This is a genomic window from Metallosphaera javensis (ex Sakai et al. 2022) (assembly GCA_021654415.1).
Lineage (GTDB): Archaea > Thermoproteota > Thermoprotei_A > Sulfolobales > Sulfolobaceae > Metallosphaera > Metallosphaera javensis.
Genome location: AP024487.1, coordinates 1,558,815 through 1,583,305, shown reverse-complemented (window position 1 = coordinate 1,583,305; position 24,491 = coordinate 1,558,815). Strand labels below are relative to the sequence as shown.

At 50.9% G+C, this 24,491-nt stretch carries 23 protein-coding genes and 1 pseudogene; 10 read left to right on the top strand and 14 right to left on the bottom strand.

Annotated features, from left to right (window positions below):
- Nucleotides 1-166: 166 nt before the first annotated feature.
- Complete coding sequence (locus QVC96_RS09150) at nucleotides 167-1,822, bottom strand: thiamine pyrophosphate-binding protein (RefSeq protein WP_287689013.1); 1,656 nt, start codon at nucleotides 1,820-1,822, stop codon at nucleotides 167-169.
- Nucleotides 1,823-2,628: 806 nt separating this feature from the next.
- Here QVC96_RS09150 and QVC96_RS09145 point away from each other — a divergent pair.
- Nucleotides 2,629-3,534: a UbiA family prenyltransferase gene (locus QVC96_RS09145; RefSeq protein ID WP_287689012.1), complete on the top strand. Its 906-nt coding sequence runs from the start codon at nucleotides 2,629-2,631 to the stop codon at nucleotides 3,532-3,534.
- An 80-nt stretch (nucleotides 3,535-3,614) separates the two neighbouring features.
- Here QVC96_RS09145 and QVC96_RS09140 read toward each other — a convergent pair whose 3' ends face one another.
- The 7 genes from QVC96_RS09140 to QVC96_RS09110 all read right to left on the bottom strand — a co-directional run bounded on the left by QVC96_RS09140 (nucleotide 3,615) and on the right by QVC96_RS09110 (nucleotide 12,246).
- The gene (locus QVC96_RS09140; RefSeq protein ID WP_287689011.1) at nucleotides 3,615-4,637 is read right to left on the bottom strand and encodes an AAA family ATPase; all 1,023 of its coding nucleotides are present in this window, start codon (nucleotides 4,635-4,637) and stop codon (nucleotides 3,615-3,617) included.
- Between the two features lie 403 nt (nucleotides 4,638-5,040).
- Entirely contained in the window at nucleotides 5,041-6,390 is a 1,350-nt protein-coding gene (locus QVC96_RS09135; RefSeq protein ID WP_287689010.1) for an alkaline phosphatase family protein, read from the bottom strand.
- Complete coding sequence (locus QVC96_RS09130; RefSeq protein ID WP_287689009.1) at nucleotides 6,391-7,353, bottom strand: energy-coupling factor transporter transmembrane component T family protein; 963 nt, start codon at nucleotides 7,351-7,353, stop codon at nucleotides 6,391-6,393. It lies immediately after the preceding gene.
- A gap of 4 nt (nucleotides 7,354-7,357) precedes the next feature.
- Complete coding sequence (locus QVC96_RS09125; protein ID WP_287689008.1) at nucleotides 7,358-8,899, bottom strand: ABC transporter ATP-binding protein; 1,542 nt, start codon at nucleotides 8,897-8,899, stop codon at nucleotides 7,358-7,360.
- Between the two features lie 24 nt (nucleotides 8,900-8,923).
- Nucleotides 8,924-9,661, bottom strand: coding sequence for a hypothetical protein (locus QVC96_RS09120; protein ID WP_287689007.1), 738 nt, complete (start codon nucleotides 9,659-9,661; stop codon nucleotides 8,924-8,926).
- Nucleotides 9,662-10,131: 470 nt separating this feature from the next.
- The gene (locus QVC96_RS09115; protein WP_287689006.1) at nucleotides 10,132-10,734 is read right to left on the bottom strand and encodes a hypothetical protein; all 603 of its coding nucleotides are present in this window, start codon (nucleotides 10,732-10,734) and stop codon (nucleotides 10,132-10,134) included.
- Between the two features lie 537 nt (nucleotides 10,735-11,271).
- Nucleotides 11,272-12,246 carry a hypothetical protein gene (locus QVC96_RS09110; protein WP_287689005.1) on the bottom strand — a complete coding sequence of 325 codons (975 nt, stop codon included), beginning with the start codon at nucleotides 12,244-12,246 and terminating at the stop codon, nucleotides 11,272-11,274.
- On the opposite strand from QVC96_RS09110, the gene QVC96_RS09105 reads away from it, so the two are divergent.
- The 5 genes and pseudogenes from QVC96_RS09105 to QVC96_RS13925 all read left to right on the top strand — a co-directional run.
- The gene (locus QVC96_RS09105; RefSeq protein WP_287689004.1) at nucleotides 12,247-12,399 is read left to right on the top strand and encodes a hypothetical protein; all 153 of its coding nucleotides are present in this window, start codon (nucleotides 12,247-12,249) and stop codon (nucleotides 12,397-12,399) included.
- A 372-nt stretch (nucleotides 12,400-12,771) separates the two neighbouring features.
- Nucleotides 12,772-13,908: an AAA family ATPase gene (locus tag QVC96_RS09100; protein ID WP_287689003.1), complete on the top strand. Its 1,137-nt coding sequence runs from the start codon at nucleotides 12,772-12,774 to the stop codon at nucleotides 13,906-13,908.
- A 179-nt stretch (nucleotides 13,909-14,087) separates the two neighbouring features.
- A complete protein-coding gene (locus QVC96_RS09095; RefSeq protein WP_287689002.1) occupies nucleotides 14,088-14,882 on the top strand; it encodes an IS5/IS1182 family transposase in 795 nt (264 codons plus the stop codon).
- Nucleotides 14,883-14,917: 35 nt separating this feature from the next.
- Nucleotides 14,918-15,406 carry a helix-turn-helix domain-containing protein gene (locus tag QVC96_RS09090; RefSeq protein WP_238027283.1) on the top strand — a complete coding sequence of 163 codons (489 nt, stop codon included), beginning with the start codon at nucleotides 14,918-14,920 and terminating at the stop codon, nucleotides 15,404-15,406.
- Nucleotides 15,378-15,611 (top strand): annotated as a pseudogene (locus QVC96_RS13925) (hypothetical protein); the annotation flags it as partial. The gene QVC96_RS09090 and the pseudogene QVC96_RS13925, both read left to right, overlap by 29 nt.
- Nucleotides 15,612-15,692: 81 nt before the next feature.
- Here QVC96_RS13925 and QVC96_RS09085 read toward each other — a convergent pair.
- From QVC96_RS09085 to QVC96_RS09070, 4 genes are all read right to left on the bottom strand, one after another.
- Complete coding sequence (locus tag QVC96_RS09085) at nucleotides 15,693-16,760, bottom strand: transposase (RefSeq protein ID WP_287689001.1); 1,068 nt, start codon at nucleotides 16,758-16,760, stop codon at nucleotides 15,693-15,695.
- 73 nt (nucleotides 16,761-16,833) lie between these two features.
- Nucleotides 16,834-17,013: a hypothetical protein gene (locus tag QVC96_RS09080; protein WP_287689000.1), complete on the bottom strand. Its 180-nt coding sequence runs from the start codon at nucleotides 17,011-17,013 to the stop codon at nucleotides 16,834-16,836.
- Complete coding sequence (locus QVC96_RS09075) at nucleotides 16,991-17,668, bottom strand: hypothetical protein (RefSeq protein ID WP_287688999.1); 678 nt, start codon at nucleotides 17,666-17,668, stop codon at nucleotides 16,991-16,993. The genes QVC96_RS09080 and QVC96_RS09075 overlap by 23 nt, the downstream gene beginning before the upstream one ends.
- Nucleotides 17,669-17,725: 57 nt before the next feature.
- Nucleotides 17,726-18,400, bottom strand: coding sequence for a hypothetical protein (locus tag QVC96_RS09070; protein ID WP_425597946.1), 675 nt, complete (start codon nucleotides 18,398-18,400; stop codon nucleotides 17,726-17,728).
- Nucleotides 18,401-18,580: 180 nt separating this feature from the next.
- On the opposite strand from QVC96_RS09070, the gene QVC96_RS09065 reads away from it, so the two are divergent.
- Together QVC96_RS09065 and QVC96_RS09060 are read left to right on the top strand one after the other, a co-directional pair.
- Complete coding sequence (locus QVC96_RS09065; protein WP_287688998.1) at nucleotides 18,581-20,311, top strand: AAA family ATPase; 1,731 nt, start codon at nucleotides 18,581-18,583, stop codon at nucleotides 20,309-20,311.
- The gene (locus QVC96_RS09060; RefSeq protein ID WP_287688997.1) at nucleotides 20,286-21,539 is read left to right on the top strand and encodes a hypothetical protein; all 1,254 of its coding nucleotides are present in this window, start codon (nucleotides 20,286-20,288) and stop codon (nucleotides 21,537-21,539) included. The genes QVC96_RS09065 and QVC96_RS09060 overlap by 26 nt, the downstream gene beginning before the upstream one ends.
- 393 nt (nucleotides 21,540-21,932) lie before the next feature.
- On the opposite strand, the gene QVC96_RS09055 is transcribed toward QVC96_RS09060, so the two are convergent.
- Both QVC96_RS09055 and QVC96_RS09050 read right to left on the bottom strand, forming a co-directional pair.
- Nucleotides 21,933-22,220, bottom strand: coding sequence for a hypothetical protein (locus tag QVC96_RS09055; RefSeq protein ID WP_287688996.1), 288 nt, complete (start codon nucleotides 22,218-22,220; stop codon nucleotides 21,933-21,935).
- A 156-nt stretch (nucleotides 22,221-22,376) separates the two neighbouring features.
- Nucleotides 22,377-22,538, bottom strand: a complete 162-nt coding sequence (locus QVC96_RS09050; RefSeq protein ID WP_287688995.1) for a hypothetical protein — start codon at nucleotides 22,536-22,538, stop codon at nucleotides 22,377-22,379.
- Nucleotides 22,539-22,873: 335 nt separating this feature from the next.
- Here QVC96_RS09050 and QVC96_RS09045 point away from each other — a divergent pair, with 335 nt between their 5' ends.
- Nucleotides 22,874-23,950 carry an AAA family ATPase gene (locus tag QVC96_RS09045; RefSeq protein WP_287688994.1) on the top strand — a complete coding sequence of 359 codons (1,077 nt, stop codon included), beginning with the start codon at nucleotides 22,874-22,876 and terminating at the stop codon, nucleotides 23,948-23,950.
- Nucleotides 23,951-24,285: 335 nt separating this feature from the next.
- On the top strand, nucleotides 24,286-24,429 hold the full coding sequence (locus QVC96_RS09040; RefSeq protein WP_287688993.1) for a hypothetical protein: 144 nt from the start codon (nucleotides 24,286-24,288) through the stop codon (nucleotides 24,427-24,429).
- Nucleotides 24,430-24,491 lie beyond the last annotated feature (62 nt).

Below are 24,491 nucleotides of genomic sequence, written 5' to 3'. Positions count from 1 at the left end.
AATATAAATTTTTACCCAAATCAGAGCGGAGATTGATAGTTATCCAGTTTTGATGGATTATATCTCGTATGATCATTGTGTGCGTTGCTTTAGAAAACGCCTTACATGTTTAACGCGGTCACGCTTCTATCAGGTTTCACAGCTTGTGTTACCTGCCTCTAATTCATCAGTACACGTGTTTCACGTCCCCTGGCAGGGACCTGGTCCAGTGGGCCACGGGTGGGAAGAACCTGTCCTCAGGCTCCACAACCACCTCCACGAGACTTGGAGTGGTCCTCATGGCCTGTTCCACGACATCACCTATATCCTCGTCAGTTGAGATCCTGTAAGCCCTGAGCCCAAACCCCTCGGCTATCTTCACGTAATCCAGGGAGGAGAAATCAGTTCCCCTGACGTCCCTGCCCTGAACCCTCATCTCTGCCCTTATCCATCCGTAGCTGGAGTTGTTGAACAGGAACACCACCACGTCACTCCTTAACCTGGAAATGGTCTCCAGCTCCCCTGCTGAGAAGCCGAAGCTACCGTCCCCACTCATGGCCAGAACCTGCCTCCCCGATCCCAGCTGTGCACCTATTGAGGCGGGGATGGAGTAACCCAGTCCCCCGAGCCCGTAGTTGAAAATGAAGTGCCTTCCCGCTTTCCTGGTGCGGAACAGGGCAGAGGTGTAAATGGCCCCAACTCCCGGATCGGCAACGATCACCTGGTCCTCCACCCTCCTCTCAAGCTCCTTGATGAACCTGACGGGATTAACGCGGTCTCCCCTGACGCCAGCTACCTCCTCTATCCTTGAGTCGAACTCCTTCCTGTTCACCCTGATCTCCCTCCTCCTCACTCCACGGGACCTCAACTCCTTGATGATCTCCCTCAGGGTGGCCTTGACGTCTCCAATGAGCGAGATGGCGTTATAGTTATTTCCCACCTCTGCCTCGCTCACGTCCAGCTGAATCAGGGTCTTGGATCTGGAGGGATACCTCCACCTGTCAGTGTTGGCTGAATCGGCGTTGGATCCCACCAGGAAGACAAGGTCAGCCTCCTCGAGGAAGGAATTGGAGAAACTAGTCCCTCCCCTTCCTCCCACAACTCCTATGGAGAGGGGGTGATACTCTGAGATGCATCCCTTCCCTGTGATCGTGGTTCCCACGGGGGTTCCCAGCAACTCCGCCAGCTCCGCGACCTCGTCCCACGCCCTCGAGTAGAGGGCCCCCTGTCCGCACACCAGGACCGGATTTACGCTGTCAAGGAGGGCAGAGACGGCGAGCCGGATGGCGTCCTGGTCGGCAACTGGTCTCTGCGCAGGATACCTCGAGAACTCCCTCTGTGGGGGGAGAGTAATGGAGCCCTCCTCCTCAAGTACGTGGGAGGGTATCCTGAGGTGAACTGGTCCGGGTCTCCCTGCGGTGGCGAGCCTGAAGGCCCTCCTCACGGCGTGAGAGAGATCGTCAGCCCTAGTCACGGTGATGGAGTCCTTGGTGTATGGCCTGAACAGGGCAGTTTGATCCAGTGAGGTAAGCATGTTCATTTTCTCGCCGTAAAGGTCTGTGTCGGTGGTGATCACGATCACGGGGGAAGAGGATTTGTAAGCCTCAATAACTCCGGGTAACATGTATGGCGAGCCCACGCTGGGACCCTCCACAACCCCAGGTTTGAAGCTCACCCTAGCGTAGGCATCGGCCATGTAAACTGCGTTCCTCTCATCCCTGGTTATCACGTGGAGTCCCGCAAGTTCAGGGTAATAGGGGATCGAGGTTTCTCCGGGCAAACCGAAAACGTGTTCCACGTCATAATCCTTCAACAGCTCCAAGAGAAGAGTTGAACCCTTCATGGGAGATAAGATGGACTTTAGATTAAAACCTTGTTCCTGCAGGAAGATGGTTCCTTAACTTTCAGGTTAATATCTGAAACATGAAAAACCCTCAAATACATAGCGCGCTACCCCATATCGTTATGTGTTAAACAAAAGGGCCTGGACATACAACATGATGCCCAAGCCAGCACGAGAACGTCAGTGACATAAGGCATGATGGGTCCCGTTAACCCGGTCCATCTAACTCAATGTTTCCCCTTGTCTCGTGGGAGATAGAGCTTGTGATCACTATCAAGATACCTAACACTATCATTGATATCATCTCCAAAATGGGGAACAGAGCTATGGAAGTATCATATAGAACGAATGTCAGGATGAGCGGTACTAAATTCCCTACTAGTCCCTACTAGGAAACCAATGTTCCAACTTAGAGAGACCCCTGTGCTCCTTATCTTTGTTGGAAAATTCTAGTTAACGTAGGCCATAAGACCTCCGCCTCCAAACACTGTTGCAAAACCCACGAGTATTGCGTAAACCCCAATCATGTTACTTGTATTCTCAAGCAGAATTTAGGGAGATTGAAGTTACAAGTATTCCTCCCGGGATGAATGCCTTCTCCCAATTCTTTCACCGAGTTCCCCCTCATGAAAGCGGAAATAGATTTTGTTTACCAATATTTAACCTAGTTAACCAATTTGAGGATAAATATAGCAAAGTTACTATAAATTTTTGCAAACTATAATTTAATCATGATATCGCTTGTTAAGCTAAATGTTACTAAACTCAGGCACCTAATCCCGCGCCGTGGAAAATATCGCGTAATAATGACCTTTGAAATCTCAGCAAGACGGTTCATCACCACCTCTAGAAACCTTTTCGTGGTGAGTAGGCCCTGGTCCTTCATCATGCCTGTGATTTGCACCTCCTTTGCCTTTTCCTTGGGATATTACATGACCAGGTCGTTTAACCCTCTCTTCTACATTCTAGTATTACTGGGAACCGTTTTGCTCAATGCGTCCGTGAACGTTCTCAACGACTACTTCGATTACGTTCGAGGTATAGACACGAGGGAGAACACCGGTTACAGGGTACATCCCATCATTCACGGAGTGCTGAGCCAGAGGGACACCTTAATCCTTGGCATAGCTTTGGGAGTGGTGGGGCTAGGCACGGCCATTTACCTCACCCTTTACAGACCCCTGGCCCTGCCTCTGGGCCTGCTGGGTGTTCTCCTTCTGTACATGTACAATGGGCCTCCCTTCAACCTGAAGCATAGGGCCCTTGGGGAGATCCTGGTTTTCGTGACCTATGACCTGATAGTGCTGGGTGGTTACTACATATCCACGGGAACGATCTCGATGGCGGGAATATTGGACGGTATTCCCCTGGCCCTACCCATAGCGGGGGTCCTCATGGTGAATAACCTGAGAGACATTGAAAGTGACAGGGGGAAGGGCGCTAAAACGCTGGCAATCCTTTACCCTGACCTTTCGAGAAGGCTGTATGTGGCCTTCATGACCTGTCCCTACCTTGCTCTGGCCTCACTGGTTGCTGTGAAGTTGCTTCCCATATCGGCAATAATCTCACTTTTCACTGGTTACTTTGTGATCAGGAGGTCTTTGAAGATTTCAAGAGAACTTCCGCCTGACTCTCCAGCTCAAACCTCTCAGATCTTCATGTTGTTTGGAGCGCTTTACGTGATATCCACTCTTCTGGGAGTTTGGACGTGAGCCACCACCGAGCGCACAGGGTAGCGTAAAGAAGGGCGTTAACCTTAGCTAAAGACAGATCGACACTCGCCCCTGATATTTTACTCCCTCAGAGTGGCCACCTTCCTATAAACCGGGTCTGAGAGGACGTAAGTATCTCCCCGCCTCTCAATCATATACAACCTCTCCAGCCTATCCAGGAAGTTGGACAGGGTCCTAGTGGACACTCCTGTCTCCCTGAGGAGCTCACTCCATGTTGCCCCCAAGGCGAGCATCCTCATGGCCTTTCTCCTCCACGCGTTCGCCTCAACCACGTTTCTTATCTCCCCCTTAACTATCTCGATGGCATCCCTCAGTGTGACCCTCAGGGCTTCGTCATGGGGCTTGATACACCTGTTAACTCCATACACGTTCAGCCATCCCACCAGGGTTCCAATTTCCCTGATGGTCTCGTTCAACTCGCTCGACGAAAATGAAGCGTTGCATTCCTGAAGACCTGTCCTCAGGTACTCCTTGGCTATGTCCTCGTCCCAGGACTTTAGCGAAATCTCTGTCGGTCTCCTACCTGCAAGGGGATCCTTTCCCTCCTGGGAGAGGAGAGTTCTTATCAGCCCTATGGCAGATCCTGTGAACACCATGGACAGTCTAGGACAGGAATTGAGGAGTCCGTGTAGAGTCGCAATCACGTGATTTATCCCTTGTCTCAGGTCCTGAGCCTCGTCCAAGATAACTATGGTATCGTCACAAATACTCCTGATCATTGTGGCCAGGACCACGTTATTCTTCAGCCTGAAACTGAGGGAGAGAGGGCCAACGTTAACTCCTACGGCTTCCAAGGCATCCCTCACCTTGTCCGAGAAGGATTTGGGAATGGACAGATAGAATCTCTGAACGAAATCTCCCATTCCCCTTACCTGAGTGAGATCGACATACACAACTCTCCTCGAGAATGATCTGGAAACAGCCAGGGCGAGACTGGTCTTTCCAGACATCCTTGGGCCCAATACTGTGGCCCATTGATATCTCTCTAAGAGAAACTTGAGTTGCCCAACCTCAGTATCTCGATCAAAGATATCCCTCAGATCATCCCTAGGCTTTGTGGTGAAATAAGATTTGCCCCCCAAACTGGTTTACCCCCCAAAGTTACCCAACATCGGATATAAAGCTATTCAGGATTAGCTTGTTGGTTAAGGGGGTTAAATACCACATCGTGAGGGCGGGGCAGTTTTCTTAGTTAGCTATTATAAAAACTTTCCGTAAATTTTCGACATATCGATATAAAATTGGCCTTTCCTCTCCCTGTAACCTGAGAACTCGGTTTCGTGATAAATGATAGATATTTTCACACCTACTCATAGTGTCGTCATGTTGGTATATTTGAAGTTTCAAGGAATTCAATGCGAAGGCACGAAGCCATTAAACTAATTTATGCAGGTTTGACAACACTATATGCCTACTTATCAGTTATTTCTAGTGTAGTAAACTGTACACGTGAGAGACACATCATGTTCCAGACTATTTAGCGTATCACGGACCTCTCCGTCTTTTCACTACCACTGCCAGAGCCACTAGGATTAGTATGACCACGGGAAGGATCAGATCTTCCGAGGGAAAGGAATACAACAAGTTATCCACAGGATGATCCACGGTCGCCACATATCCATACTTCACTGGGTACTGTAGTGGGACGGGATAGGTCCAGTTACCTGGTGTAAGAATAAGCGGTGGCCTCGCCGTGGAGAAGTTAAAGGCCTGGAGAAAACCCTGCAGGTCACTGTTCTCCACCCAGCTGGTCAACCACGGCAGTCTCCAGTTATAGTCTATGAAGGCCAGGAGGGTATAACCGGATACCGTGTAATTATCCACGTATCCCTCCTTGGCGTATGGGGAAATCAGCAGGAGTGGGATCCTCTGACCCAGGGAGGTCCCATTCACGTAGGGAGGAGTGACCTGATCGTAATACCCACCTCCCTCATCGAATGTGAAAAGGATCGCGGTGGAGTTCCAGTACTCGCTCCTCATCACGGCGTTAACCACCTGTGAGAAAGCAATTGCTCCAGCGGTCACGTTGTGTGGTGGGTGCATGTCATACCTGTCACTGGATCCGCCCAGGAACATCACCCACGAAACGCTCGGTAGATTCCCGTCTTTCAGGTCCTCATAAAACACGCTCAGGTTATAGAAGTTGGAGTCTGGAACTCCCCTCAGTGTGGAAACAGGCCACGGAATGCCCTGAAGGTCGTACACGAAGTAGCCCCACGACATGTTGTGGAGGGTGAGCTGATACATTATGCTCTGATTGAAGGAGTATATCCCTGAACTTTCGTCGTTGTGGAAAGATGGAGGGAAGCCCAGGAGGTACGCAATCCTGTTGGGCTCAGTGACGTCCAGCACAGGGGAGTAGTAATTGTCGAAGAGAACGTATTCCTCTGCGTAGTCCCACAGGATACCCACCTGCTCGTAGGAGAAGTAGCCCATGGACTGGGATCCGGAGAAGAGGGGAAAGCCCTGCTCCGTTCCGTACCAGTAATCCCAGTGGTAGGTCTGGTAACCCTCCTGGGGGTCTGGAGGGGTTGAGGAGTTGATGTAGAATGGGGAGGTGTACCAGGGAAGGCCGGGCACCAGGGGTACCCTCACGTCACGAAGGATCCCCGGACTCTCCTCCAGGTTCACGGGCCTCATCACGGAGCAGGTAACGTTGTTAATGATGGGTGGAACGCCAAAGGGGTAAACTCCAAACAGATTGTCGAAGGAGTGGTTCTCATCAATCACTATTATCACGTGCTGTATGGGCGTTACCGTGCTCTGTCCCCTCACCTGAATTTCGGAGATCAGTGCCGGAATCAGAATAAGGAGCAGAAGGATTGCCCACCTCATCTAAACACCCACGTATGGTATGAATCTTCCGAACCCCGTTAAATTTGCCACCACTGCCAGGATGAGTAGCCCAGCGATCACTCCCCACATCACGTAGTCCTCCCTTCCAAAGCTCAGCTCAACCAGCTCCGTCCTCCTGGGCCTAGCCCTGAAACCCCTGGTATCAGCTGAGATGGCCATGGTCTTGGCTCCCCTCAGCAGGTAAACCATGGTGGGGACGATCGCCAGGAACACGGCATAAAGCATTAGGAGAGGGTAGAGCACCCTGGGCTTCCCCTGTCCCAGTCCCCTCAGGAACTGCATCTTCACGGAGGAGTCCAGCAACTCAAATATCTTGGGCACGGTCCTGACTCCCACGAGAAGGGAAAAGGTTACGGATAACGGTACCTTGAGCTTCGTGAACATCCTGAAGATGTCGGAGGTCGTGGTTGTGAGGATGAGGAGAAGGGCTGAGGCCAGTACTGCCGTTACCCTGAACCCTATCTGCAGTCCATAGATCACACCCTGAAGGGTTAGGTTGGGTTCGTATCCCATTACCTCAAAGTAGGAGGGCCAGGTCCACAGGGTCACGAATTGCTGGTTGGGGAAGAGGGGCTCCAGTATTGAGGGAGGGACGTAGGGAGCCACGCTCCACGTTGAGGATACCAGACTGCTGAAGAGCACGACCATGAGGTACACGAACTTTCTCACCCCGTCCCTCAGGGTGAGGTAAACCAGTGAAATGGCCAGGGTCAGGAGTCCTCCCAGCCACCAGATTGTGGTGGAGGCAGTTACCATGACCGCCAGGCTGAGGGCCACCTTGGTGACAGGGTTAACCCTGTAGAGGAATCCCTTACCTGACTCAAACCTTGTTATCTCCATGAAACCCTTGAGCCTCACCACGGTAACTATGAGGAGAACGGGCAGTCCCACCCCGTAGAAGAAGAGGAACCAGCTAATCAGGTTAACGAGTACGGGGTTCAAGCTCTCACCCATCAAGGGGATTCCAGACCCCCGCCTCCACAAGGTACTCCGTGGGAGGTGTGACCACTCCCCTCTGGAAAACCTCCTCCGGTGTTCCCTCCATCACTATCCTTCCCGCATCCATAACCATGACGCGGTCGCAGAACCTGTCCACGAACCTGGAATCGTGGGTCACCACAAGGATGGAGATTCCCCTTCCCGAGAGCTCCCTCAGCTCCTTTCCTAGGTTCTCCCTGTGATACCAGTCCTGTCCGCTCGTGGGCTCATCCAGGAGAGCGACCCTCTGTCCCCTTCCAAGGATGGAGGCCATGGCCACCCTCCTCCTCTGACCAAAGGATAGGGTCAGGGGATCGTCCTTCCTGACCTGCTCAAGGGAGAAAAGTCTCAGGTAGATCTCAGGGTTCCGTGAAGATGACCTGATCTCATCCTCCACAGTCCTCCTCACAAACATCACGTCAAAGTTCTGGGGAAGGTACGCAATGTAGCTTCCCCTCTCATAATACCTGGTTCCGGAGATGTCCTTGCCCATGAGGGAAAGGGTGACCTCACTCCTCAACCTTGAGTCCAGGAGGTCCATGATGGCCCTGAGGAGAGTGGTCTTTCCCGCGCCGTTCCTCCCCATGAGCGCGACAACCTCTCCCTCCCTGAGGGAGAAGCTAGTGTGGACCAGGGGTTTCCCATCCCTGGTCTTCACCATTACCTTCCCTGAGAGAATCACTCTCTCTCCCCTGACCCTGCTGACCTTGCTCTTCCTGTAACCGGACAGGGCCGGCCTGGATAGGCCGTGGTTCCTCAGGTAATGATAGTACTCTGGAACCTCAACTCCGGCCCCGCTTAACACCTCCACGTGATCCATGAGCCTTCCCTTCTCCACGTTAAGCGCTATCCTCCCACCGTCCACCAGGATGACCCTGTCCACGTAGGGAAGCACCCTCTCCACCTTGTGCTCCACAATTATCATGCTCATCCCAGTTCTTCTGAGCGACCTGAGAAGGCCCAGGATCTCCGCCGTTCCCTCCGGATCAATGCTGGAGGTTGGCTCGTCCAGGATAAGGGCCCTGGGTTGAAGTGCCAGGACAGAGGCGAGGACAGTCCTCTGCAGTTCCCCTCCGGAGAGGGTGGAAGTCTCCCTTGAGAGGAGGTGTGATACCCCCGTAACCCTTGCGGATTCCTCAACCCTGCCCTCAATTTCCTTCCTTGAAAGGGCAAAGTTCTCAGGTCCAAAGGCTATTTCGTCCCTCACCAGGTGATGAAATACCTGGGCCTCTGGGTCCTGAAGGAGAGTGCCCACCAGGGTGGCCATCTCGTGAACCGGAGTCCTCCTGGGATCCCTGCCGAAAACGCTGACTTCCCCCTCAACCCTGGCAGAGATCAGTCCGGGAATCACCCCGTTGAGCACGTTAACCAGGGTTGATTTCCCCGATCCCGACTTCCCCAGGACCAGGACTGACTCCCCTTCCCTGATCTCCAGGCCATCCACCTGAAGAGACGGCTCCCCTCTACCGAGATAAGTAACCCTGAGATCCCTGACCTCCACAAAATTCAAGAGGTTCACCTGCTGACCATTCGCCTACTGACCAACGGCCCTAACCACCCTGATAGCCAGCAGACCTCCAATGATCCCCATCACCACGTCTCCCGGTATGAAGGCCCCCAGGTTGAACAGGACATGGGCCCAGTTCACGTAGGAGCCGTACAGGAAGGGGCTGAAGAAGGCGCTGTAGAAGATGGGATCGGGAATGGCCCAGCTGAATCCAAGCAATGCTCCCTGCGCTACCGCCAGCAGGGTCGCCCCCTTGACTGCAGTTCTCCCTCCACCGCCTCCGTTCCTCAGCTCCTTTCCAATTCCGAAGATATGCCCTCCGGTAGCAGCTATCATCAGGTCAACGAAGAGTCCGTAGGTGAGCGTCTCGTAAATGAAGTACATTGGTTCTCCGCCAAAGCCGTAATGGAACAGGTCCCCCAGCAAATTGTAAACAAAGAGGGTGAGCATGCCCGCCCCGACCTTCCTCACCAGCGCTGCTATGATGAACACGATGATGAGTCTCCCCCAGAAGCCAACGCTTATGAAGGCCGTGCTGGGGAGAAACCTTCCTATGAAGCCACCCACATAAAATTCCCATACCACGGAGAATGCCCCACCGATGCCTATGTAAACCAGATCCACAGTGGTGAACGCCTTCAGGCCTCCGGTCCTTTTACCCAGGTAGAATGCAAGAAAAATGGCCACAATGAAGTAAATCACCACAATTTCCCAAGGAATCTGACCGGGAACGTTTATTGCTCCTTCTATACCATTAAATCCCATTTTTTCTCGAGAATATCTCGATATCTGGTTTATAGAAATACTGTATAGGGAATCAGAAAAGTATATGGTAATATAGAGTAATATATAGTCCACTGAATCTAAATAGGAGAAGGGGATCTGCGGTGCACGGGTTGAGAGATGACAAGGCGAAACTAAGTTACCTATCTGTTACCCATCCAGGGGCACAAATTTCAGACAGGCTATGCGAAATTGACGTGAGTCAACTTACCCCTTAAAAATTTTACAGCTTGACAGCGTTTAGTTTGAGTTTTTTCCATCCTTGACGTGTGAAGGAAAGGTACATTGTTAATAGTTTTTATTATAACACGTGAAATAATAGACGAAATGGGGCTACGTTAATCTCTAACCCGTCAAACCCTGGAAGATTTCCAGGTTACGCAATGCGTGAAGGGACGTGAAGTTCACAACGGACCTGAGGGCGCGTCCCCGGTCCCTGGAAAGTGAAGAGGTCACTCTCCCTTCTTGGTTAGAATGTTTATGAGCTGATCAAACCTAGAGTTCAGGTCATTCCGAAGGTCATCTATTCTCATGTTAACCCCATCAAGTTTGGTATCAAATTTCTTCTCCACTCCGTCGAATCTCGAGTCCACGTAGGCCTTCATCTCGTCGAACCTTTTATCCACATATGCTTTAAGTTCCTCGAACTTCCTATCGGTATACTGCTTTGACTCTTCGAACTTCTTCTCCGTGAATCGCATTGATTCCTCGAACTTCTTCTCCGTGAATCGCATTGATTCCTCGAACTTCTTCTCCGTGAATCGCATTGATTCCTCGAACTTCTTCTCCGTGTACTCCCTGGATTCCTCAAACTTCTTCTCCACCAGGTCCCGCACTCCCTTAACCTCCTCCTTCACTCCCTTTACCTCAGATCGCAGATCGTCAACGCTCCTTTCCAGGTAGGTCTTCAAGTCATCTATTCTCTTGTTGGTCAGGAAGGTGAGGAGAACGTTGTACTCCTGTTCCGTGAGTTTCTTCCCCTGCCTGGACTTGTCCACGAGGCTCTTGACGTACTCCACCACTATGTCAGTGGCCAGGGAGACGATGTCGCTCATATTACTCAATTTAGTGTCGAGATAAATAAACCTGAGAGCAGGGTGGGAGTGATGAGTCTTGAGGCCGTGTCGGTCGTGGAAATCCGCTTGTCCTCAAGGATTCCCCCGTGGGTCCCCGACACCGGAGTTCACCTGAGGATATCCAGCACTTCTAGATATTGAACTGGTTGAGTTGTTGTTTTCACGTTAAAGGGCCCCTGAACAAACAGTAGTATGGGGTACTAGGTATCTGCGCTCCAATTGCCGGGGGAGGACAGGATCAATCAGCACCGAACCCCGTCAGGAGGCGGGTGAACAGGTTCTCAGCACCACGGATTGAAAACTTCCTCCCGTGACGAGATGCAACTCTTGGCAGGTATCACACCGTGAACTTGTGGATCACTTCGCGCGTATTGGGATCCTAACGTGGAACACACAACGAATCATAGGGGCCCAAATATGCCTTTCAGCTTCCACATTTGGACGGAGGCTCACCCCTCAGTCAACATAAGGATCGACCAACTCCGTTACACGAGACCGGCTCCTGATCCTCTCCTCTCATTTCAGGACCCTCTCAAGTTTCTCCCTCAGGTCCGCTGGGATTATGGCGACCCTGTAACTCCTCTCTCCCTTCCTTGCCTTCCCCACGAAAACCAGGCCGTAGAGCCTGAGCAGTCCCACGGGGGTCCTGGGTTCGTGGTAGAAATACGTTGTATCATCTGCAAACTTCCTGGTGAGGTCCCCATATCTCACCATCCCTCCCTTCTCCAGTATGAACCTGAGCGCCTCCCTAGCCTCCGCTGGAAGACTGTTCACCACCCTCTCCGTCTCATTCAGGTAGAGCCTCTCCAGCGCCTCAATCCTCTCCTTCTTCACCCTTCCATTAACCTTGAGTAACCTGCTTGCTTCCTCCACCCAGGTGGCGGGAAGTTTGTTGAGCACCTGCCTCACCGTCATCCGGGAGGACACTTGCACGCCCTCAAGGTCCTCCAGCCTCACCCTGTCAATCATCTCCATGGCCTTATCCAGGAAGCCTGAGGTTAGGAAGCCCAAATCCGTCATCAGGGGTTCCTTCAACAGGTTCCCCATGGTGGTGGCGCTGTTCCCCACCACCAGGACTGTGGTCTGCAACGCTATCCGGCTCTTCGAGCCCTTCAGGTCTTTCCACAGCTCAGGGTCAACTTCAACCATAACCTCCCCCGCGTCACGATGGAACAGCTTCACATAATACCTGTCATTAACCTTCACTGCATCCCTTATGCTGAAAGGACCGTGGAGAACCTTCACCTCCCTGCGGTCAATCCCCAGGCTGGAAAGGACCTCGTCCAGTATGGTGGTGCTGGACCTCACGTACTCCAGGGCAAACCAGGCAACCAGATCGTTGAGCATAACCTCCTCGTTGGGGTAAATCCCGAGGAAATAGGGAGACTTCAGGAAACCGTCAATCACCTCCTCGTACCTGTCCTCGGGTAGTTCCTCAATTTCCTTGATGGCCCGCTCCTCCAGGATGGAGGCAATCTGATCGGCATCCATGTGAAGGGTTCTCCTCCCAGGTTAAAAGGTTATGAGGTGGGTAGGGCGGTCAAGTCCAGTGTGAACTACTCCGCCCTTACGGACGGAGCATCCCCACCTCACGATGGGGATTTCCTGCTTCTCAGCCAGACCTCGATCCCCTCTCACCCATAGCGGAGGTCCCGTCGAATGGAACCCATCCTTGACGCCCCGTGTGGTAGGAGGGTTACGGAGGGTCTTGGCTCCACAGGCTATCAGGCAGTCCCAACCCTCATTCCTACCAGCACTTTTAGCCTTGTAGGGCTAGATAAAGTTACGAAGAAAAAGAATAATAAGTTTTCCCTATAAGGGGGTTATCCATCCCCACCCTTACGGATGGGGGACTTCCACCCCCTTAACCCCCAAAGAGTTAAAGTTCCACGTAAGCGATTTACGCTAGTACTTTATGTAAGTGTTTGCCCTTCTCTTTTAACGATGCCCATGCCAGAGGATAAAAATTAACAAGAACTACTGGCGGAGACTCTCCCTCTCCCGCTACACGACTGAATGAAGGGATCACTCCGTCCAGGATCCTCAACGCTGACGGAAAGTTTTTACTTCTGGGGCAGAAGTATACTTCTGGGGCAGAAGTTGTTATTCGATGAGAGGCCTAAAACCGAGAGGAGGGACCTCTTCGACAGGGAGAGGGAACTGGAGGAACTGGTGAACAACCTTCACAGACCCCTCGTTGTGGTCACAGGTGTGAGAAGGATAGGCAAAACCTCAACCCTCATGGTTGCGCTTAGGGAGAGCGGACTGCCCTTCCTCGTGGTGGATGCAAGGAAATTGAGGGATAACTACTCCCTGGGGGACCTCTACGCCCTCCTATCCCAGGCCCTCTCCTCCTCTCTGGACAGGTTAAAGGATGTCCTCTCCAGGGTGCAGGGAGTGAGCATAATGGGAAATTACGTGGAACTGTCGTGGAAGGGAAAGAGATACGTGTCCCTGGGTGACCTCTTCGATCACCTCAACGAGAAGAGGATCATCATCGCAGTGGATGAGGCCCAGAGGCTCAGGGGACCCCATTCAGGGGAGATAAAGAACGCCATGGCCCACGCCTACGACTACGACAGGAACCTGACCTTTGTCCTGACTGGGTCGGAGGTAGGCCTCCTTCACGAGTTTCTGGGGACAGAGGACGAGGGCTCGCCACTCTACTCCAGGTACTATCACGAGGTGAGGCTGGAGAGGTTCAGCAGGGAACAGAGCTTCCAGTTCCTGGAGAGGGGATTCAGTGAGGCCGGGATGAAGGTAGAGGAGAGCGTGATTGAGGAGATGGTGGAGTTCTTTGACGGAATACCGGGATGGTTAACCGTGGCGGGGAACCATTACCTGTCCAGGAGGGATCTGGGTGAAGTGAAGGAAATGAGCGTGAGGCTGGCGTTGAACGAGCTGAGAAACCTTATAGAGAGCAAGGCCAGGATCTCAGAGGTGACGGGGAGGAGATACAGGGAAGTGCTGAAGTGTGTGGGAGAGGGGGCGAACTCATGGAGCAAGCTTGAGAGGTGCGTGAGCGAGAGGGAAGGAGTCGCACTGTCGTCAAGCGTGTTGAGTAACGTCATCTCTCAGCTGGAGGGAATGAGCGTGATATCCGGGTACCAGTTCCTGGATCCCGTGTACAGGGAGGCCGTGAAACGCCTGTGAGGGGAAAGTTGGGCCCGCGTCACGTTAATGTGTCCAAGTCAGTGATGGCCCAGAGAACGACGGTGTTGTCGAGAGAGTGTCCGGACTGAGAAAAATTCTACGAGAAAATATTTGGAGATTATAGAACTTCTGTAGAATCGTGGCGTAATACTTAAGTGGGGGAGAACGGACATCATACCATGAACTCCAAGATTATCCAACCACAATACGTGGTGATGTCCGTTCCCCCGGTAGAGGATATGCCCTTCAGGGATAAAATCCTTTTCCTCCTAACGCCCGTGGTGGAGATGGTTAGGCCGAGGGTGGAGAGGAGGATACCGGGGAGCTTCACCTACTTCAAGTTGCTGGTGGTCATGATAGTGTATTGTTGTTCCCTGAGGGACGCGGTGAACCTTGTGAACACGGACGTGATAGTTAGGCTTTTCGTTGGTGAACGCGTTGGGAAGTCCACCCTGTTCCACTTCGTGGAGAGGTTCGCGAGGGTTAGGAGGGACCTGCTCAGGGAGATTGCGAGCGAACTTGAGGCCAAGTGCAGAACCGTGTATTTACCTTCTAGCGCGCTCTACGAGGGAGTTGAGTGGCTCGTTGACTCCTTCCTCCTGGATTTACCTCCAGGGAAGACCAGCCTGGAGATCATGATGGAGAAGTACAGGCTTGACGCTGTAAACCTTGGGCAAGTGGAGAAGTTGAAGGCCTTCGTGAGGGCTAAGTTGAGGGCCAGGACGAGAAGGAGGTTCCAGGGAAGGTGGACCAAGAAGCGGTCGAGGTCGTACTTCGGGTTAAAGGTCTTCCCGCTCGTCTCGCCCGCCCTCTTCGTCCACGGACTTGAGGTCGAGTTCGCCAACTTCTCGGACGCTAGATGTAGGCTGTCCAGAAGGGGACTTAAGCTTGTGGACAGGGGCTTCAAAGAACGCGGAACCTTCGTCCATCCCCGCGGTCCATGGAAGTACCTTCGCCCCTACGTTAGTACTTAGGTAAAGTTTTTATCTTGGTATTACTAATATAGAATGTGGAGGAATTAGAGAAGGCTTACAGGGAGGAAAAGAATGCTAGGATAAGGCAGAGAATACTGGGGGTGAAGATGTACCTCGTGGACGGGTTCAGGGAGTACAGGGTGGCCGAGGTCCTCGGGGTTTCGTACTCAACGGTGAAGAAGTGGGTCGCGAAGTACAAGAGGGGAGGGGTCGGAGCGTTGAGGGATAGGCCAAGGTCGGGTAGGCCCAGGAAGTACTCCAGCGAGGAGGTGAAGAAGGTGCTGGAGACAAGTCCCAGGGAGCTGGGATACAACCTGGAGGGGTGGACCATGAGGGCGCTGAACGCTGAGCTGAGGAAGAGGGGGATAGTTTACAATAGGTATCACCTTTACAGGGTAGTGCACCAGCTGGGGTACGGTTTCGTGACGCCCAGGCCGGTGAACGCCAGGGCCGAGGTGGAGAAGCACCGCGATTTTAAAAAAAGTGAAGGAACTGATGGGACGCAGGATAGCGTTCTTCGATGAGACAAGGGTGGTGGTGGGCACCACGGTGAGGAGGTGCCTCGCCAGGAGGGGTTCCAGGCCCAGGATCAGGGTGAACCTGGGCTTCCAGCACTTCTACGTCTTCCTCGCCCTTGACGCCATTTCAAGGAAGGTGCTGTACACCCTCTACAACTCCCTCTCCAGCAAGAACATGAAGAGCTTCGTTTACAGGATGGAGAGGAAGTGGGGCAGGGAGACCAAGTACCTCGTCCTTGACAACCACTCCTCCCACAAGACGGGGGCTATCCTGGATAGCACTTTTCGGAACTTACCTCAGGCTGAACAGTTTCTTGGTATCACCCACCTCAAGGTAAAGGGTTTTAAGCAGGCGGGAGAGCCTCACGACACCCAGGCTCTCCCCAAGGAGATACCTCAAGGACAGGAGGAAGTTCAACGTGATCGAGATCAGCTTGACGTAGCCCAGGTTCCTCCTCCACGTCCTGAACGAACCCTTTTCCAGGCCCAGAGCCTTCAACTCCCTTATAACCACCTCCACGTCCCACCTGTTCTCCCATGCCGTGAGTATCTCCTCAGGGGACATGGAGAGGTCGGTGGAGAAGAGGTATCTCCTGCCGTAACCCTTATAGTCCAGTACAACTAACTTCACGGGGACTCCCAGGTACGTGACGTGGTGCTCTCCCTCGGGGAGGAGTCCAACGGGCACGGACCTGTCACCCTCGACGACCCGTGCGCTGGACTTGAGGGAGGACACCACGTCTGAGAGGAGGGTCCTCCTGTTCACGTACCAGGAGTCGAAGGTTATGACCTGGACGTTGAGCTCCCTCCTCAACCTGTCAAGGACCTGGAGGGTCATGTCCACCTTGGTGGAGAAGTTCAGGTCCTGTCCCACGGCCTTGGCAAGCTCTGCCACCTTCCTGGCCACGTATGCGTCTATGTGGACCAGGTACACCTCGCCCGTTACCAGGTCCCTCACCGTGACCACCAGGAGCTGGATCGCGGGGATGAAGGTCCCCTTCACCCTGGAGTAGAAGAACATGGCCAGGTTCCTGGACACGGGCATGGCCCTGGCGTAGGCCTTCTCGTCGAAGGTATCGTCCACCGCCACCTGCACGGGGTGACCTCCAACCAGGAGCTTCACAATCGGGATGAGGTCAACCTCGGCCAGCTCGTCTAGCTTGCCCAGCACGCTCTCGTAGTCGAAGCCCAGGGCCTCGGCCATACTCGCTAGGCTTCCCCTCTCCGAGATCACAGCCAAAAGCAGCTTCCTCACAACGTCAGCCCTGAACTTCCTGAGCACCTCCCTCAGCGCGTTCAGGTAATCCCTCCTCCACCTTAGCGCCTCCTTCAGTTTCCTCAGCCACTTACCCCTTCTCATTATTCAAAACTCGTATTACCCTGGTAAAAAACTTTTCAAGGGCCAAGGCACTGACGTCAAGTTCAGGGAAATGCTACATGTAGATGAAGGCCTCGTTCCTGGTTCTGCTCTCAGCGTAGGGCCTCCAGTGCTTAAGGAAAATACCGAAGTGCTCCACGTAGGGACGAAGATATTTCCAGGGACCGCGGGGATGGACGAAGGTACCGCGTTCCCTGAAACCCCTGTCTAGCTTAAGCTCCTTCCTGGACAGCACCTCGCGTCGGAGAAGTTGGCGAACTCAACCTCAAGGTGGACGAAGAGGGTGAGATGAGCGGGAAGACCTTGAGCCCAAAGTACGACCTTGACCGCTTCTTGGTCCACCTTCCCTGGAACCTCCTCCTTGTCCTCCTTAGCCTGGCCTTCACGAACGCCTTCAACCTTTCCGCCACTCCCAGGTGAACGGCGTCAAGTCTATACTCCATCATGGTCTCCAGTCTTCCCGGGAGGGAGGTCCAGCAGGAACGAGTCCACCAGCCACTCCCCTCGTAGAGCGCGCTAGACGGTAGGTACATGGTCCTGCACCTCCCCTCCAGATCCCTCGCGATCTCCCTGAGCAGACCCTTCCTCTCCCTTGCGAACCTCTCAAGGAAGTCGAACAGGGTTGTCTTCCCCACTCGTTCACCAACGAAGAGCCTGACCACCACGTCCGTGTTCACAAGGTTCACCGCGTCCCTTAACGAACACGTGAAAACGATCATCACGATCAGTAGCTTGAAGATGAACCCACCCGGTAACCTCCCCTCCACCCTCTCCCTCAACATCTCCACCACGGGCATGAGGAGGAAAAGGATTTTTCTGGAGGGCATATCTTCCAGTGGGGGAACGGACATCACCACGTATTGTGGTCGTTGGATTGTGGCGTTGTCCATGGTATGATGTCCGTTCTCCCCGACTTAAGTATTACGCCAAATTCTACTAAAATTCTATCATTTGCAGATATTTTCTTGTTGAATTTTTCTCAATCCGGACACTCTCACGAGCTTGAAGTTGAACTTCCTCCACACCCTTGCAAAAAGCCTCCAGTAACTCCTCGCGTCCTCCTCCTTAGCCAGGAGGAAGTCCAGCACAGCCTTCCTACCCTCGCGCGTGACGCCTGTCACCAGGAGGACTCCCTTCCCTCCCCTTAGCTTGACCCACTTCCCGTCAACTATCACGTACCGGAAGTCTCCCTCAACCTCAAGCTCAGGGGTCCAGAGCCTCGCGTTCATCTTCCCTCCCAGCACTGAGTAGAACGTGAGCAGCTTCCTGAGCACATCTTCCTCCTCCCTCAGCAACTCCCTCTCAACCCCCGTCCTCACCCTCCCCTTCCCATCGTACATCACGGGCAACCTCACGCTCATCCACCTGAGCCTGTCAATCCTCCTGCCCTCCATCACCACCGAGAAACCAGTTAGGAACCTGTACCTCGCGTATCCCCTCCTCTTCAGCCTCTTCCCCCTCGCGTACCTCGGGCTTACCTCCTCCGCCTCCCTCATCGCTAGCTCCTCCACCTCCTCAACAGGTTTATTTATGAGCCAGTGCTTAGGAAATACGGGGTCGAACACGATGTGTACCAACTCCTCCTGGAGTTGATACGCGGTTTGTATCTGAGTTGAGGTCATGGTATGACATCGTGTTCGGCCCCTTAAAGTATTACTGAAAAATGATAGATTGATTTTGATCTTCTCACGTAGATTAACTAATTACAATTCGCAATGGAAACCTGAATCGCCCCCAGATAGTGTACGGCCTGTTCCCAGGGATGCACAAGAATTAAAATCGTCTTACATTCAAACAATATAATGTTTGGTAAGTGGCTTGCGCCTAGAAAGGGGCTAGAGTACCTAGATTCTTATCTATACATAACCGACCAAAAGGAGCTAGAGGACTCAATCAATAAATTGGTGGCCCTAACAGATAGGCAACCAGAAAGGATATGCATGTTCATCTCAAATAGAGATAATTATCAACATTGGATGAATTCATTCAGATACTCCCTCTATGGCGAGACAAGTTATATATTATGGGGTGATGTTGCCGACAACAAAGGAAATGACGTACTTACAGGATTTCCATTTAAGGGTTTAGTAGAAGCTTACGGGAATCAGATAAAGGAGAATACCATTGATAGACCCTTACTTGCCCTATTTTACGTAAAGAATTCTATATTCGGTTTTGGATTAATTACAGACATCAATTATGATATCCTTAGAAATTTTGCATTCTGGAATGAGAGCGAGAGAATCTGGAAGATACGTGTAAGGATGAAGGTCCTTTACATACACAAAAAACTTAGGGATAGCCCTGAGAGTGATTGGGAATCTTTTGGGGATACCCCCTTTGATCCTTTGCCCGATTGCCGACTATCAAGGAATTCGAATAACTGTTTTAATGACCCCGAAATTGTAAAATGTTTGCTTGATAATTACATAAGGCTAAAAAAGAATGAAATAAAAGAGACTCTCCTATTTTACAGGAAAATATACCAGGAGACAAATTCCTCTCGTCCTCAAGAAGAGGCTATCCAGCAACAAACTCAACTGGAGATTAATCGTACTCCACGTCAAATAACATGTTCGAAGACTACAGATATCGCACTGGATGGACTGTACATCAATTCTCCATTTGACATATCTAAGCTTAAATCGTATCTAAAAGCTGGTATAGAGAACGGTAATCTTCTTCTTGTTGGACCTCCTGGAGTTGGAAAGACGGAGGTAGCCGAACGTCTAGCGCAATACTTTGCGGGGGATAACTGTTATACAATAGCCACTGCGAACTCGCTCTGGTTTAGAAGAGATGTGATAGGCGGAGAGACCATCCAAGGTGGGAGTGTCGCATGGAGAAGTGGCATACTTATCAGAGCTTATAACAGGGCAGCCGAGATCAAGGACTCAGGAAACTATGTCGTGATTATAGACGAAATTAATAGAGCAGACATAGATAAGGCTTTTGGAGAGTTTTTCACGATATTTTCGAACACTGATCCCAGTAAATGGAAAATACCCTCCTATCTCATAGAGGAAATTCAAAGTTATGACGACAGGATAGATCAAGAGGCAAAAGACTTCCTCAGACATTACGGAGAACACAAGAACGCACCTTTGACTAGATTGAGGATTATTGCCACCATGAATCTTGTTGACTTTAGAAACCTCTTTGACATAGGCAGTGCACTGAGCAGAAGGTTTTTCGTTTTTGAATTCAGGTATCCCAAGGGAGTAGAGGATCTTGATGCGTTCAACATACAGGTTGACGATAAGGTGAAGGAGTTCGTCAAATGCCTCAGAGAGAGATTCGCATCCCTAAAGTCTAGCAAGGATTCAATGGAAGGGTTCGATACAAGATCTACATTTAATATATCTCCGGCATCATTAAGAAAGGCAATAATCGTTTATTCTGCACTGGAAAATAAAGATGTCTTGAGTTTCGGAAAAATTTTGAAAAGTACGCTAGGAACAGTTAATTCAAGAGACCTGAAGAATTACGACATATTTATGGAAGAGTGTGAGAAGGTTGCTGAAAAGGGATAGACGCCTAATTGAAAAGATAGGGAGATACTACCTTGCGTATAAGGGAAACGTGAGGCTAGAATCATTGCTGGCCAAGGATCTTGAGATTGTTGAGGTAGATAAGGTCACTAGGTATTTCGTGCTGGCAACAATGACACTCTCCGTTATTAAAGAGGCACTTGACTATTTCAGGCAGGCAAGGCGAACAAGGCTCACCTACCGGGAGTTTACCGTCGAATATGATAGCGAACCGCTGGGCGTAGTTGATGTTCCGAGAACGCTGGGCGTGATGTCTAGGAGAGTTTACGCCTATTACACTTACATTAAGGGCTATGACGCTCCAGAATACGCGATAATGAACTACTTGCTTCGACGGATATATGCGATAGCAAGCAGATACTTTGAGATGGTCAAGGATGTACCTGAAGAGGTGAAATACTTCAGTGTTAAGGAAAAGCTGGAGCAAAAATTGCAGGAACTCAAAGGGGTACTTAACTACTTCAGAGGTGAATATTTCAGGCCACTGACTGACTACGATCCGAGTTGGCTCAAGGGAACCTATAACTTGTATGTGACTCTGTCGGAACTCGAGGGTTTATCTTTTGGAATTAAATCAAAGGACTGGAAAACGAACGAGGTATCGAGGAAGATGATTAAGCTCATCCTATGGAGGCTATACGAGATTTACATATTCTTCTTGGTTGTAAAGTACCTAGAGGGAGAAGGATTTACCATAGAGGAGAGAGGTAACGTATATGTTGCTAGAAAAGGGGAAAAGGAATTCCAGCTGGTATTGAATAGTGACTTAGACGTTTCCCAGCTTGAGGCTGTAGACAAGTTGGATGAGATCAAGAGCTTCAGGGGCAGGCCAGATCTTTCGTTGGTAGCCAAAAAGTCCGTTCTGATTGAATGCAAGTACTCCAGCAGTATAAGTTATCTCACCGCCAGTAGATTCAAGATCATGGCTTATGCGTACGAATATGATCCATTAACGGTCATATTGACATATCCTGGATTGGATGCTCAGAGATTAACAGCAGGCAGTTCATCTTCAACTCTCGATGTGGAGGAGAAAGCCACATACATGATGGATGAGCGGGCTAAGAGGGAAGGCTTTATTGACATAAGCTTCAGAAATTCCAAGAAATTATACATAGTCGTGCTAGACCCTTCTGACGATGATGATGAAAACGTTGCAAAGATTGCTAGGATATTCACGTCAAACGACTACCTCAAGAACCTATTATAGATTTCTTCCTTCTACATATCTCTAATAATGCTTTTATTATGATTTTAACGTAGTGAGACATTCTTCAAGAAAATCCATACCAAAACGAAAATCGTTCATAGATGAGCGATGTCATTGATCTTAAAGATAAAATTTAACTGGAAGATCCTTGGACAGATCTGAAAAACTTTTAGGTAAAATGGACTTGAAGGGATTTTCAGGAAAGTACTATCTAATGAAAATTGTCGGGCCTAGTTCGGTTTGTTGTATATTTCGCGTTAAAGGCACCTTAAATACACAACAATACGGAGTAGTCCTCATCCGGAAACCTGGGTTAGCTCAGCGTGTACACCTCAGATCTAGGCTTCAACTAGGCCTATCTTAACCCGTCAAACTCCTGCTTAACTCCAGCCCCTATCTCGCGTACAGAATTCCCTTCCGCTTGAAACATTCCTCCAGTGTGATTTTGACCCTCTTCTCCTTGAACCCTACACAGGAAATGTCCACAACCTTGTCCAGTCTCATATCGTAAATTATCCTGCAGGTGGAGGAGTAGTTATTCCCCTCCAGGGTTATCTCCATCAGGATCCCCGGGTTGACGTTCACTGAGTACACCACCCTGACCCTGTCAACTTCCACGCACACCTCCCCGGTCCTCATGCACCTTACCGCTCCGCAATCCAGTATCTCCTCCACTCTCATTCCAGCACCACAGTCAGCTCGTCATTACAGGCCAGCTTCTTGTTCCTGAAGAGAGGGTTAACCCTTCTCTCCACTTCCCCAGCTATGCACCTGATGTAGGTAGAGTACTCCGGGGAACCCTCACAACCTCCAGCGTGTACACCTTTCCCTGGAGGATCAGGGGAGGTTCGTATCCTCCCAGGTTCTCTGCACAGTAATCCACATATACAATCCTTCCTGTACCCTGAACAGGAGAATTACGTTCTTCTCGAAGGCCAGCTTACCCCTTATCTGCGACGGATATACCTCCTCGCCCTTCAACCTGATCTCTATGAGCATCTAACCAAACAACTCCTTCTGCACTCTTGAGAACAGGTTGTCGCCTCGTACTAAGGCTATACTTAACCGGAACGGTCTCCTGACCTCTAGTTCGACCCAATGTGATTAACGAACAGAGGTGAGGTGCGGATCGACCCGCCACTACTTTGACCCGCAAAGTTTTAGTCCACACCAACTCCAATAGGATCTGGCTACCAGCAGGGACAAACATGACCAAACTCCCCTCTTACCTGAACTTCATCCAATACGGGAAGACGTTGAAAACCCGATTCCCGTGACTGGATACCTTGTTAGCTAGGAAAGCTATTATACGCAGGAAATAACTTTGTATAGACATGTTCCACACCATCACGATTAGGAACTTCAAGAGTTACAGGGACGTCACTCTCGAGCTGGGGAAAATCAATACAGTGGTTGGGCCCAACGGAAGCGGTAAAACCAACCTGATTGACGCTTTCTCATTCCTGAAGCAGGTATTGAGGCCAACCTCTCTTCCCCCATATCCCTTTGCGAGGTGGGGAGATTACAGGAGCGTTGTGTTCATGCAGGATCCGGACCTTGACATTTCGTTCCAACTCTCAGGGAAGTACAGAGATAGGGAGTTCAGATACGAGATCACACTCAACGGGAAATACGCCTTCGTCGTGAAGGAGGAGAAGATTAGACTTGATAGTCATGAGATCGTGAGACAGGGAAATACAGTTGATCTGGAGGGGAAAAGGGCGGAGGTTCCAGAGAACATGAGCCTCTTCAACATGTTCACCAGGATCGGGGATATAGTGATGAGTTCACTCCCACCTCTTCCTTGGGGTGACTTCCTGGACTTCATGCTCAATTTCTTCAATGACGTTATGATCCTCCGCTCCACGGAGAACGCCCTTTCACCGGTTCACATCAGCTTTCCGGAGGGACTGAGGGAGGATGGAATGGGTCTTCCAAGGATTCTGCTGGGCAAGCCCTTGCCAAAGCAGGTTTCCGAGTTCCTGAACTCGCTGAATCTGGCCGTGAGGACGACAGTGACGGAGGACGGAAACGTGAGATTATATGCTGAGGAGAACGTGAACGGAAAACAGATCACCATTTCATCCACGCCCTCCGGTGTGGTCAAAATGCTCACCCTCATGGTCGGCGTGTATATGCTCAAGCCCAGTCTGGTGGTGGTTGACGAACTGGAGAACTCCCTCCATCTGAGGTTCGTGGAGAGGTTAATTGATGTAATGAATTATTCTGCCCCCCAATTCCTTGTTACAACCCATTCGCCCATGGTGATGGACTTCATGGACCCATCTGAGATCATTCTCCTGGACAGGGAGATGGGTGAGACAAAACCGAGGAGATTTGAGAACCCGGAGGAGTTGAGAAGGAACCTTCGTGAGAAGGGGCTCACCCTGAGCGAGTGGATCATATATTGATGACTTGAGGATTTGTGGGATCTCTGAGGACACATATGGATGTGAATTCGTCCGTGGGATCCTAGAGAAGCTTAAGTCATTATGAAGAGTTGATGAATCGGTCGGGTTCACCGACTGTTACTCTGTAGGAGGAAAGCAGAACGTGATGTCCTCCAAGACTGAGAGGATTCTAAAGGGCTGGGCTCATACTGCGACAAGATATTGATTTTTGTGGATAGGGATGATGACAATCTGGATGACCTGCGAAATTCCTTGAATTCCTTGGAAAGAGTTATAGGAAAAACAAGATACATTCCGTAATTTTTGACCCAGAAATTGAGGAGTGGATCAAGCGGATGATCCTGAACCGTCTCAACATTGAACAGCACATGGATTATGATAAGAGTGACCTTACCAGAATGGTGAACATGATTCCCCTAGATCTTCTCGAGAGGAAGAGGAGTTTCCAGGATTTCCTAGGAGCAGTGACAGATCCCTAAGACGATCTGGTTCACGCATCACCAGGAAAGGAGAACTTAACCGGTGAGTTCAATTCACCTTT